Source organism: Bacteroidota bacterium, assembly GCA_016720935.1.
In the GTDB taxonomy this organism is placed as follows: domain Bacteria; phylum Bacteroidota; class Bacteroidia; order AKYH767-A; family 2013-40CM-41-45; genus JADKJP01.
Window position 1 is genome coordinate 73,216 of record JADKJP010000004.1, and the last position, 12,848, is coordinate 86,063.

The window sequence follows — 12,848 nt, forward strand, 5'->3', positions numbered from 1 at the left end:
TACCTGATATCAGGATATAACTTTTCAAAAAAACCATTCCAATAACCTCCTTTTTGGATGATTTGAACAAGTAAATAATTTTCAAAAAATATTTACTACATTTCAAGAAAATCCAAACAACAGGATCATCTATCGAAATCACTTGCAAAGTATTATTTTGCCTGATCGCCAATATTTTTAGAGGTACCCCTAAATCAAATTCCATTTGATTCATTAATAATTGCATCATTCATTGTCTAAATTTGTTTCTATAAATTTCACCAACTCTAAACTTCTAATTAAATTATCATGCCAAAATTCGTCATCGAACGCGAAATCCCCGGAGCAGGGAAACTATCTGCCGAACAATTAAAAGCAATTTCCCAAACATCATGCGGTGTACTTAGTAAAATGGGCACTCAAATACAATGGATCCACAGTTATGTCACAGACAACAAGATTTACTGTATTTATAGCGCACCCAATGAGGAAATGGTACGCGAACACGCAAAACAGGGTGGTTTCCCTGCCAATTCAGTGAGCAGAGTTGCTGCAATCATTGACCCGACTACCGCTGAGTAATTCATTCGATTTGCTTTTACCTGAAACTAAAAGCGGATTCCAAAATTCAAGCAGAAGAAGCTCTGTAGCTTTTAGAGCGATCGCCGAATCTATTTTCTGCATAAATTGACTTGATTATTTCGCATGTTTTAAAATGCGAGTTAATTTTTCATGCCAAATTCGCAGCTTCCAAATTCAAAATTTTTTCCTAATTTGGTCTTCACCACTTTATTTTAAAGCTTTCATTTGAAGCAGCTGAAACAGGAGATTACTCCCTGTAATCCTATCGATCCTCTCAATTATGCATCAGATTAAAATTGTTGTATTACTGATTTTATTATCACACACGGCAATAACTGCACAAACCGAATTCCGTTACGAACATTACACCATTTCCAATGGTCTTTCCAGTAATTTTACAAAAGCGATAGAACAAGATACTTATGGATTAATCTGGATAGGAACAATTGACGGATTAAGTTGCTTTAATGGCTATGAGTTCACAAATTATTTAAATAAGGACAATGACACTACTTCCCTGAGCGATAACTCAATTAATGATCTCCTGATTGACAAGGATGGAACACTATGGGTCGCGACAAATAAGGGGTTAAACAAATATCAGAGAGCTTCCAACAACTTCCGGCGTTTTCTCAGTGGAAATAATCAACTAAACAAGGAAGCATTGATGATTAATCGCATTTCCATTGGGCCGGACAGCAATTTATGGCTGGGCACAGACAAGGGTATTCGTGTTTTCAGAACTTCAGACAATTCCATCTCAATACCAAAAATAACAGACGATTCACTGCGGAAATTTATTGAGAGCGGTATCTCAGGAATTTTTGCTGATAAAAATGGGATCACATGGATTGGTTCTTCGATTCGAGGAGGCTTCCGATGCATGGATTCAAAAACATACGCACCGGTTCCATATCCTTCATGTATTCAGAAAGGTGTATTGTCAGGTTATCCCGTTAATGAGTTTTATGAGGACAGAAAAGGTGTTCTCTGGTTCATGACCGGGAATGGTTTGTATTCTTATTCTTCGAAATCAAATTTGTTCAAAAGACACACTCGTGAAGCTGCCCCACAGGATACACTCAATTACCTGGCTACTTCTTTTCTTGAAGATCAGCAAGGTGAGCTCTGGGTCAGCATTGCATCAGGCCCACCCTTTTATACGAGTATAGCTAAAGTAAATCCGGAAACAAACGGATTTAAAATTTATCCTTATGTTGACAATGACGACAGAGGACTTGCATGGAGCTGGGCTTCATTTATCTTTCAGGATAAAAGCGGAATTTACTGGATAGGAACAAGCAGGGGAATCGATAAAATGGATCCTCTATGTCAGCAATTCAAATTGTACCAGCAATACACCAATTTGAAATATAGTCAATTCAACAATATCTACTCAATCGTTAAAGACTCACTGATTGTTTGGCTTGGTACTGACGGGAAAAGTCTGATCAAATATGATCTCTCCACTAATAAATTTGAAAAAATAGTACCCGATGGATTCGAAATTGATCTTGGACTCTGGGCAATGTTACAACTCAAAGACGGGAATTTATTACTTGGTTCGGGGCTTGGTGTGCATTTGTATGAAATAAAAAAGAACAGGTGTAAATTATTGGTTTCTCCACCACCACCAAAAGGCAGTGGTGATTCAGAAGTGAGTTGTATTACTCAAGGCGACAATGATGAAGTCTGGATAGGATTCAACGGAGGTGGCGTGATGCGGTATAATTTGAAAACAAAAAAACAAACGCTCTTTCGTAATGATGAATCAAATCCCAAAAGCCTTTGCAGTGATCAGGTGAATGTAATATTTAAGGATTCAAAAGGAACCATTTGGGTTGGAACTGCAGATGGTGTGAATGTTTTCGGAGGAATTTCAGGTAAAGGTCTCGATCGTTTCGACGCAAAAACCTCAACATTTACTCACTTCAATCATCGTGAAGGTGATTCTGCTTCACTCAGCAACAACAATGTCATTTGCCTTGCTGAAGATAAAAATGGCATCCTGTGGGTAGGAACCAGAAATGGAGGGTTGAACAGATTTGAACCAACTATCGGAAAATTCAGAAGCTATACAAAAAACGAAGGGATGCCTTCCAATTTTATCACCGCGATCCAAATCGACGATTCAAACCGTGTCTGGGCAAGCTCTTTTACAAATGGAATCGCCTGTTTGGATCCGGGCACAGGTATTATCAGGGCATTTGACATAAGTCATGGGTTGCAAAACCTACGATTTAACAGGCATGGATCATTTAAAACAGAAGATGGTGAATTACTTTTCAGTGGTGTTTCCGGATTCAATTCATTTTACCCTTCGAAATTAAAATTCAACACACAACCACCTCCAATTCTAATCACGGAAATAAAAATTAACAATGAACCTTATATTCATGACAGCGCTATCTATGATGTCAGGTACATGAATCTGGCTTATGATCAATCAGAATTGCAATTTGATTTTGCCGCATTAAATTTTTCACAAACGAATAAAAATAAATACGCTTACAAGTTAGAAGGATATGATAAGAGTTGGATCCTATCCGGTACCTCCCGCACAGCTAAATACACGAATCTGGATCCCGGCAACTACATTTTCAAGGTAAAAGCGTGCAACAATGACGGAGTCTGGAATGAACAAGGGGTTTCTGTTTCAATTCACATTCACCCACCATGGTGGCGTACCTGGTGGGCATATGTATTGTATTTCCTTGTCCTGACCGGAAGCATCTGGTACTATATCAAATGGCGGGAACGCATCCTGAAAGCCCGTCAAAAGGTATTGGAGCAAACCGTGTCAGAACGAACAGCTGATTTGGTTGCAGAAAAGAAAAAATCCGATGATCTCTTACTAAACATTCTTCCGGAAGAAGTTGCCGAAGAACTCAAAGCAAAAGGAAGTGCCGATGCTAAGCAATTCCAGGATGTAACGGTCATGTTCACCGACTTCAAAGGATTTACTCAAATTTCTGAAAAACTTTCTCCATCAGAATTAGTATCAGAAATTGATTATTGTTTTAAAGCATTTGATGCCATTATCGGCAAACACAATATTGAAAAAATAAAAACAATTGGCGACAGTTATATGTGCGCGGGAGGTCTGCCTGTAGTCAACCTAACAAACGCTGTTGATGTGGTAAGTGCGGCTCTGGAAATACAGGAATTCATGAAGCAACATCTTCTAAAAAGAAATCGTGAAGGAAAGGAACCTTTTGAAATAAGAATTGGCATCCACACAGGTCCTGTTGTCGCAGGGATAGTAGGTCTGAAAAAATTCGCCTATGATATCTGGGGGGATACTGTAAATATAGCCAGCCGAATGGAATCAAGCGGTGAGGCCGGGAAGGTAAATATCAGTGGCAGCACATGGCAATTGGTCAATCACAAATTCCAATGCACACAGCGTGGGAAAATTCACGCGAAGAATAAGGGAGAGATCGAAATGTATTTTGTAGAAAAAGAAAATTAGCGCTCAGCTCTTTTCAAATACAAATTTCAACTTCCGCTTACTTCGGATGTTTAGCATCTTCGTTTTGTGATGGGCGATCCTTTTCAGGATTTACATTCTGCTGTTTTTGTTGTGCAGGCTTTTGCCTAACCGGAGGCCGGTTTTGAGGATGTGGTACCGCACGCTGCTCCTGTTTCGGCTGCGTTGATGGTTGGCGAGGCGATTGATTTTGCTGTGGCTTTGCCTGCTGCTGCTTTTGCTGATCACGACGTGGTTGCTCAGCCGGTTGATTCAAGTCTGGTTTATTCTGTGGCTGTTGTGGCTGAACACGTTTTTGTTGTTGTGCCGGCTGATTATCCTTTTGTTGATTTTTGGGTTGCTGTGGTTGATGAATAGCAGGTTGATCACGTTTCGGTTGATTCTGTTTAGGTTGATTCTGTTTAGGTTGAATCCCCGGCTGAACCTTTTTCACCGGTTGATCCCGTCGCGGTTGCTGCGCAGGCTGTGCTTTTCCCGGCTTACTTTGATTAGGGGATTGAACATCTGAATGTCTCTCTTTGACAGGTTTCACCTCTTTCAAATCAGACACCTTCGAAGGTGCAGGCCTGTTACCGGCCGCATTATTATTTTCTATTCGTGGTCTGTACATCTGCAACTCCCCTTTGCTCATCTGCTGACCTGGCTTATTGTATTCTTTCAAGGGAACAGCATTGATCTTACTTCCTGTACGTTTTTGAACTTCCGCTCTTTCAGGTCCGGTATTATAGGTTACATGATTTGAATTATCAATATACGTATTGTTGATCACAGTGGAATTGTTTATGATCGTCGTGGTATTCGATGAATTCACATAATAGTTATGAATGTCTCTTCGCCCAAAATCACGATCCCGAACAAATCTCCATTGATCACGGGGAACATTGTATGAGTTGCTGTAAGCAATGTTGATACTAATTCCGGGGCCAATTGGTGCCCATCCATAATACCCTTCTGATCTTCTCCATGTCACCCAACCCGGTCCCCATTCATTTCCCGGAACCCATATTGGTCCATATACAGGATCTGAATACCAACGTCCATAGTGAAAAGGTGCCCAGCCCCAAGGATAATTGGAAACCCATGTCCAGCCAAAATCTGTGTACACCCAATAACCATTACTCCCGTAAGGAGTAAAACCGGGATCCACATTTGGAATCCAGACGTATCCATATTCAGGATTCTGAATCCAGCTTCCATACGGACTCAGGTCATCATAAAAGATCTGGAAGCTTACAGATACTTGTGCACTTGATTTTTCGGGCATTAGCCACATTCCTGATTGAATAACAAAAAACAGGAACAATATTTTATGAAAGGATTTCATGGCTTTGATGTTTTTAGAGTTGAAGAAATAAGCCTTAGAAGAAGAACAAATAGTGAGATGAATTTTAAAACTGAATTATCTCTTCTTTTTGTTCAAAATAGCCCACACTCCAACCACAATTACCAGCACGGCTAAAGCGCCCCACCCATACATTGGTAATCCATAGAAATGAACCGCATTGTTTTCGTGCATCGAAATAGTATTTCACTCATTAATTCACCACAATCGACAAACGTTAATTGTGTTATTTATGTAAACATAAAATTCATCAACAAAATTGCCCCAATTCTCTTAATTTAACATTACACAATTCAACAAGAATGTTACATGTTTCACACATTTTTCATTCTTAGATCCAAAAAAAATGAAAATTTACAATTGGTTCAGAAAATATTAGAAAAATGCAGGTTCAAAAAAAATCAAAATTGTCAAATCGCCATTTCAAGAAGCAAATGAAGAATGGTTAATAAAAATAAATCCGGTAAAACATTAGTGTCCTTCGCGTCTTTGCGCGAAATAAAATCACGGAAAAACGCAAAGGACACAAACTAATAATTCAACAACATTTCTCTGCCGGATCACAGCAAGGTTCTTTTTTCTTTTCAGCATAAACTGTCACACTGAAAATACCTACTCCCGCATTTTTGTATTCTGTAAGCTCAGCCTCGTTGAGATATTCTTTCAAAATATCATCCGGTACATGAATAGGTTTTTCTTTTTGAATGATGATATTATCGAAGCCTGCATTTTTTATCATCCCGAGATAGTCCTCTTTTTGTATCGCCCCGGAGATGCAACCTGCATACAATTCAGCAGTGCGTAACAAAGATGGCGGCAATGTCCCTTTCAATACAATATCCGAAATGCTGAAATGTCCGCCCGGTTTCAATACACGATAAATTTCAGAGATCGCTTTTTGCTTTTCAGGAACCAGATTCAGCACACAATTGCTTACAACAACATCAGCGACCGCGCTGGTCACCGGCATTTTCTCGATGTCACCAAGACGAAATTCAACATTATTAAAATTCAATTTCTCCGCATTCATTCTTGCCAGTGCAATCATGGCTTCGGTCATGTCAACACCAATCACTTTTCCTGTTTCTCCTGTTTCCGCACGTGCGATAAAGCAATCATTACCTGCGCCGGAACCGAGATCAATCACAACATCTCCTTTTTTGATCTTCGCGAATTCGGTTGGAAGTCCGCAACCCAGACCAAGATCAGCCCCGGCCTGATAGCCTTCCATTTTTGAATAATCATCGGCCATCAGATGATACACTTCATCCGAACAGCAAGTTGATCCGCAACAAGAACTTGCATTGGTATCCTTATCCTGTGTCGCGATTTCTGTATACTTTTCACGAACCATTTTTTTGATTTCTTCGATTTCGTTCATTGGGATGTAGCTTATTGGGTTATTAAGTTATTGGGTTATTGGGTTATTGGGTTATTGGGTTATTGGGTTATTAGGTTATTAGGTTATTAAGTTATTGGGTTATTAGGTTATTAAGTTATTAAGTTATTGAGTTATTGGGTTATTGAGTACTGAGTATTGTACCTTAATGGAAGTACAGCTGATCAATTAGCCATAATTCATAACTCATAACTCATAATTCATAATTCATAATTCTTCTATCGTAATATTACGTTATAATAAATCAAAAAAAATCAACAGCACTTTTTGCCCTGCTTCATGCTTTTGAACAGAGAATCCAGCACCTGGCTGGCGAGTTCCCATTCTTTTTCATTGATACAGTAACAGGTTTTTACTCCTTCAATTTCTCCGGTAATCAGTCCGGCATTTTTCAGTTCTTTCAAATGCTGGCTTATGGTAGACTGAGACAAAGGAAGTTCATCAACAAGATCACCACAAATGCAAGTCTGACGCTGTACAAGAATTTGCAGAATCGCGACTCTTGCAGGGTGTGCCAATGCTTTCGCATAACGCGCGATGCGGTTATCCTTTAAAGTAAACTCCTCTGTTTTGGTAATTCCCATTTCAAATAATCTATCGCAATATTACGATAAAAGATTGGTATTGTCAAGTGTTTTAAAAAAAAGAATTCGTTTTAACAGGAATTAACCCATCCTCTCCCTTTTGATCAGATAAGGTAAAAGGACATGCCGATAGCCTTCATTAATGTCAGCCTCCACAAAATCGATCCTGTATTGACCACAACGGAGTTTCAAATCCTTTTTATAGTTAGCCATGGCTTCTATATAAGTACTCCGGATTTCATTCGAATGCACTTTTACCTGCTCTCCGGATTCTACGTCTACGAATAAATAAGGACGGTTGTCAAAATTAAAATCCTCTTCCCGCTTTTTATCTGTTACATGAAAGAGTACTACCTCGTGTTTGTTATGTTTTAAATGTTGCAATGCTGAAAACAAATCATCCGTATTCTCACCGCTTTCCATCATGTCACTAAATACAATCACCAGAGAACGTTTGTGAATGGTTTCAGCGATTTCATGTAATGCCGCTGCGGCAGCTGTTTTTTTTCCAGTTTGAATTTTCGGATCCGTAATCAGTTTTTCCATTTCACTGAACATCATTTTGTGATGAATGGAACTGGAACGTGCCGGAGTATTCAGTTCAATTTTATCTGAAAAAATACTGAGTCCGACAGCATCTCTTTGAAGACGCAACATATAAGCGATAGCAGCGGCACAATGCACTGAAAAATTAATTTTATTCATCTCCACTCCTGCTTTTCCTTCTTCGGGAAAATGCATAGACGATGAATTATCAAGAATCACCTGACAACGAAGATTTGTTTCTTCTTCATATCTTTTTACAAAAAGTTTATCCGATCGCCCAAATAATTTCCAGTCGATGTGTTTTGTCGACTCCGCAGTATTGTACAATCTGTGCTCCGCAAATTCAACAGAGAAACCATGAAAAGGACTCTTGTGCAGACCGGTAATAAATCCTTCTACCACCTGCCTTGCAAGCAATTCAAGATGTCCGAGGAGTTGTACTTCGTGTTGGTTGATTGGCATTTTTAAATGTTCCGAGTTCCGGGTTGGTTGTTTGATTTTAGAGTTTAAAATTTTATGGTAATTGCAAGATCAAACGAAGCAATAGACATTAAATTTTCACACTTTACTATTCACTCTAAATCACTTGTAATATCACCAGCTAAATGTAAAAAAAATCGTTAATCATTTCAGTCTTCACCTCAACGATTAACGATTAATAATTTCAGTCACCAAATAACTTAATTACTTAATAACTCAATAAATAATAACCTCTCAGCAATTAACTCAATTGAGCATTCAGCTTACCGGCAAGTATTGATTTCGGAACTGCTCCTACTTGTTTGTCCACAACCTGTCCGTTTTTGAAAATCAAAAGTGTCGGGATATTGCGGATACCAAAGTTCATCGAGATATTCGGATTGTGATCGACATTTACTTTGCCGATTACAGCTTTTCCATCATATTCTTTAGAGAGTTCTTCAACGATAGGCCCTACCATGCGGCAAGGTCCACACCATTCTGCCCAAAAGTCAACAAGTACCGGTTTGTCAGATTTCATGACCAGTTCTTCAAAGTTCGCGTCATTAATTTCAAGTGCCATAATGTATTTTCCTTCTTTTTTGTTAAAATTTAATTGAATGCAAAGATACTTACAATAAATGAGCCCTCTATGAGCTGAAGCCAAAATGGCAGTGCTAATTGAGCTTGTATTCCAGCTCTTTAAAGCCATCCAGTTGGCTGATTAAATCCTTGTTAACCTTGATTTTCATGCGTTTTGAAGGCAATTCCAGACTTATTTGCTCTTCAGGATCGAGGATATTGAACTTTACAACACAGTTTCCGGGGGAATTGTTTAGCGTCATATTCAAATCAGTCAGAAACTTCTCAGAAACAGCATGCAAAGGCACTTTTAAAGTAATCGATTTGGCAAGCTTGTCAGAAATATCAGAAAGATACTGAATGGTTGTCGGCTTGGCTTCAAACTGATCCGGTGAATTATACCGGGACTGAACTTTTGCCTTTATATAAACAAAAGATTCCTGAACCAGGAACTCTCTCATCTTTCCATAATCTTCCCCAAACAAAGCCATCTGGCAGGAGCCGCTATAATCTTCAATGGTAAACGTACCAAATGGCTTTCCCATTTTGCTCATGCGGTGATTTACTTCTGAAAGAATACCTGCAATGGTAATATCCTTGTTTTTTAATTTTTCAAGATCATTGAGCTGATCAATCTTATGTGTACAAAAACTCGCGATCTCAAAACGGTATTCATCCAAAGGATGACCGGAAATATAAAAACCGATGACCTCTTTTTCTCGTTTTAATTTCTCCAGAGAATTCCATGGTTCACAATTCGCAAGAACCGGAGTGGCGACATTGTCCTGATGATCCTCTCCAAACAATGTATTCTGCATCGTAGATTGCTGAGCAGACATCGCGTTACCAAAACGCGCGGCACGTTCGATTCCTGGCAATGGGTCTTTTGCATCTGCGGCGAAATATTGCGCTCTGTGAATACCTTCGAAACAATCGAAGGCGCCTGACTGTGCCAGACTTTCCAGACATTTTTTATTTGCCGCTTTACTGGTAACACGACGAGTAAGATCAAATATATCTTTATAAGGACCGGCAGCTGTACGGTCTTCAATGATCGCGATCACAGCGTTTTCTCCAACACCTTTAATTGCTCCCAACCCAAAACGAATTTCACCTTTGCGGTTAACAGCAAAGTCATATAAACTTTCATTTACATCCGGACCAAGAACAGGAATACCCATTCTCCGGCATTCTTCCATGAAGAATGTAATTTTATCGATGTTGCTCAGGTTGTGCGTGAGCACGGAAGCCATGTATTCCGCCGGGTAATGCGCTTTCAGGTAAGCTGTCTGAAATGCGACAAATGCATAACAGGTAGAATGCGATTTGTTGAATGCATAACTCGCGAAAGCTTCCCAGTCGGTCCATACTTTCTCGCAAATTTTCGGATCGTGTCCATTGGATTTACATCCTTCAACGAACTTCGATTTCATTTTGTCCAGCACTTCCTTCTGCTTCTTACCCATCGCTTTTCGGAGGGTATCCGCGTCACCTTTCGTGAAATTCGCGAGCTTCTGAGAAAGCAGCATCACCTGCTCCTGGTAAACAGTAATCCCGTAAGACTCCTCCAGAAATTCCTTCATCGCCTCCAGATCGTATTTCACAGCTTCACGACCGTTTTTTCGTGCAATGAAATTCGGAATGTATTCCAGTGGACCCGGGCGATACAACGCGTTCATCGCGATGAGATCTTCAAATTTATCCGGGCGAAGTTCTTTCAGATATTTTTGCATCCCCGCGGATTCAAACTGGAACGTTCCGTTTGTTTCACCGCGTTGATAAAGCTCAAGCGTCTTCACATCGTCAAGTGGAATTGTGTCGATGTCGATTTTTATTCCGTGGTTTTCTTCTATCAGTCGCAACGCATCCCGAATGATGGTGAGCGTTTTCAATCCGAGGAAGTCCATCTTGATTACTCCGGCATCTTCAATCACTTTCCCGTCAAATTGCGTGATCAGCAAATTGGTTTCTTTCGATGTCGACACCGGAATCAATTCCGTGAGATCCATCGGGGCGATGATGATTCCGGCAGCGTGAATACCTGTATTCCGCACAGAGCCTTCCAGAATCACTGCTTCTTTTAAAACACGCGCCTGTAAATCTGTTCCCTTATATATCTCCCTGAGTTTTTTTACTTCACCCAGTTCATCGCTGTTGAGGTTTTCCTTTTCTTTTAAACTTTTCTCTCCGTCGAGAGGTGCTTCAAGGAGTCGTTGCAATTCAATGCCCGGACGCTCCGGTACATGCTTGGCAAGGAGGTTGGATTCCGCCAGTGGCAAGTCGAGCACACGGGCAACATCCTTGATACTCATCTTCGCGGCCATTGTACCATAGGTGACAATTTGCGCTACCTGATTCTTGCCATATTTCTCCACTACATAATCGATCACCTTTTGCCGACCGACATCGTCAAAGTCGGTATCGATATCGGGCATGCTCTTACGATCCGGATTCAGGAATCGCTCAAACAGCAAATTGTATTTGATCGGATCGATATTGGTAATGCCGATGCAATAAGCGACAGCGGATCCCGCTGCTGATCCCCGTCCGGGCCCGACAAAAACTCCAAGATCACGACCTGCTTTAATGAAATCCGCAACAATCAAAAAGTATCCCGCGAAACCCATGGTCTTCACGGTGAAGAGTTCAAAATTCAATCGCTCTTCGATCTCCGGTGTAAGTTCCTTGTAACGCGCTTTCGCTCCTTCATAAGTGAGATGACGCAGGTATTCATCCTGCGAATCAAAACCGGCCGGGATTTTAAAATGCGGAAGCATGATGTCCTGCTTGAGTTTCAAGGGTTGAATTTTACCAACGATTTCATTGGTGTTATCAATCGCCTGTGGAACATCATGAAAGAGAGCGCTCATCTCTTCCGTTTTCTTAAAATAAAACTGGTCGTTATAGAAAGCGAATCTTTTTCCCTTGATGGAAACATCATCATCAAAATCTTTCAGTATTGGTGTACTTTGCTTTTCACCCGTATTGATACAAAGCAAAATATCATGCGCGTTGTAATCTTCCTGATTCACATAATGCGAATCATTCGACGCGATTACTTTCACATTGTATTTCACTGCCCACTTCAGCAGGATTTCATTCACTTTATTTTGTTCGGGTATATCGTGACGCTGAAGCTCGATATAATAATCTTCACCGAATAAATCCAGCCACCATTTGAATTCAGCTTCACCCTCCTTTTCACCTTTTCTCAAAATTGTTCTCGGAACAGAAGCGCCCAGACAACAGGTTGTCGCGATCAATCCTTTGTGATACTGAAGTACAAGTTCTTTATCGATACGCGGATATTTTCCATACAATCCTTCGATATATCCGAGCGAACACAGCTTGACAAGATTCCGGTAACCTTCAGGATTCTTTGCCAGAAAAAGCTGGTGATACCGTTGGTCTTTATCTTCTTTGGTAAATTGTCTTTTGTGTCTGTTCTCAACCAGGTAAAATTCACAACCGACAATTGGTTTGATGGTATTCGGATTTTCTTTGGTATTGTGTTTTGTCGCCTCCGCTACAAATTTGAAAACACCAAACATGTTTCCATGATCAGTGATGGCAATCGCGGGCATGTTGTCCTTGACTGCCTTTTTGTACATGTCGGATATATCGGCCGCACCGTCAAGCAAAGAAAACTGCGTATGGACGTGCAGATGGGAAAACTGGGGCATGAATGAGGAATATTGGGAGGGGAAATTAATTCAGTATAGTGGTGTAAAGTTAACAAAGAGCGGCTTTTCTGCAAGGCGGAATTTTGCGCTTGCTAAGAAATTCAGCGTTAACTTGTTCCGGGTTCAGAGTTCCTGGTTTCGGGTTAGTGGTTAGAGCTTAGTGCTTAGTGCTTAGTGGTTAGTGGTTAGTGGAAGAGTAAGT

Annotated in this window: 8 protein-coding genes; 2 read left to right on the forward strand and 6 right to left on the reverse strand. The window is 40.3% G+C overall.

Features of this window, described 5'->3' with window-relative positions:
• Window positions 1–288: 288 nt before the first annotated feature.
• Both IPP86_04525 and IPP86_04530 read left to right on the forward strand, forming a co-directional pair.
• Window positions 289–561, forward strand: a complete 273-nt coding sequence (locus IPP86_04525; protein MBL0137781.1) for a DUF4242 domain-containing protein — start codon at window positions 289–291, stop codon at window positions 559–561.
• Between the two features lie 280 nt (window positions 562–841).
• Window positions 842–4,033 (forward strand): hypothetical protein, encoded by a 3,192-nt coding sequence (locus tag IPP86_04530; GenBank protein ID MBL0137782.1) that lies wholly within the window; start codon window positions 842–844, stop codon window positions 4,031–4,033.
• A 37-nt stretch (window positions 4,034–4,070) separates the two neighbouring features.
• On the opposite strand, the gene IPP86_04535 is transcribed toward IPP86_04530, so the two are convergent.
• The 6 genes from IPP86_04535 to dnaE form a co-directional block, all read right to left on the reverse strand.
• Window positions 4,071–5,375: a hypothetical protein gene (locus IPP86_04535; protein MBL0137783.1), complete on the reverse strand. Its 1,305-nt coding sequence runs from the start codon at window positions 5,373–5,375 to the stop codon at window positions 4,071–4,073.
• Window positions 5,376–5,931: 556 nt separating this feature from the next.
• A complete protein-coding gene (locus tag IPP86_04540) occupies window positions 5,932–6,774 on the reverse strand; it encodes an arsenite methyltransferase (protein ID MBL0137784.1) in 843 nt (280 codons plus the stop codon).
• 272 nt (window positions 6,775–7,046) lie between these two features.
• The gene (locus IPP86_04545) at window positions 7,047–7,376 is read right to left on the reverse strand and encodes a winged helix-turn-helix transcriptional regulator (protein MBL0137785.1); all 330 of its coding nucleotides are present in this window, start codon (window positions 7,374–7,376) and stop codon (window positions 7,047–7,049) included.
• An 81-nt stretch (window positions 7,377–7,457) separates the two neighbouring features.
• Complete coding sequence (locus IPP86_04550; GenBank protein MBL0137786.1) at window positions 7,458–8,384, reverse strand: DUF58 domain-containing protein; 927 nt, start codon at window positions 8,382–8,384, stop codon at window positions 7,458–7,460.
• Between the two features lie 259 nt (window positions 8,385–8,643).
• Window positions 8,644–8,964, reverse strand: a complete 321-nt coding sequence (gene trxA / locus IPP86_04555) for a thioredoxin (protein MBL0137787.1) — start codon at window positions 8,962–8,964, stop codon at window positions 8,644–8,646.
• Between the two features lie 94 nt (window positions 8,965–9,058).
• Complete coding sequence (dnaE, locus tag IPP86_04560; GenBank protein ID MBL0137788.1) at window positions 9,059–12,646, reverse strand: DNA polymerase III subunit alpha; 3,588 nt, start codon at window positions 12,644–12,646, stop codon at window positions 9,059–9,061.
• Window positions 12,647–12,848 lie beyond the last annotated feature (202 nt).

Excerpts from the sequence above, each read along its gene's own strand:
- IPP86_04530 (MBL0137782.1), top strand. The coding sequence starts at position 842 with ATGCATCAGATTAAAATTGTTGTATTACTGATTTTATTATCACACACG.
- IPP86_04535 (MBL0137783.1), bottom strand. The coding sequence starts at position 5,375 with ATGAAATCCTTTCATAAAATATTGTTCCTGTTTTTTGTTATTCAATCA.
- trxA (MBL0137787.1), bottom strand. The coding sequence starts at position 8,964 with ATGGCACTTGAAATTAATGACGCGAACTTTGAAGAACTGGTCATGAAA.
- IPP86_04540 (MBL0137784.1), bottom strand. The coding sequence starts at position 6,774 with ATGAACGAAATCGAAGAAATCAAAAAAATGGTTCGTGAAAAGTATACA.
- dnaE (MBL0137788.1), bottom strand. The coding sequence starts at position 12,646 with ATGCCCCAGTTTTCCCATCTGCACGTCCATACGCAGTTTTCTTTGCTT.
- IPP86_04550 (MBL0137786.1), bottom strand. The coding sequence starts at position 8,384 with ATGCCAATCAACCAACACGAAGTACAACTCCTCGGACATCTTGAATTG.
- IPP86_04525 (MBL0137781.1), top strand. The coding sequence starts at position 289 with ATGCCAAAATTCGTCATCGAACGCGAAATCCCCGGAGCAGGGAAACTA.
- IPP86_04545 (MBL0137785.1), bottom strand. The coding sequence starts at position 7,376 with ATGGGAATTACCAAAACAGAGGAGTTTACTTTAAAGGATAACCGCATC.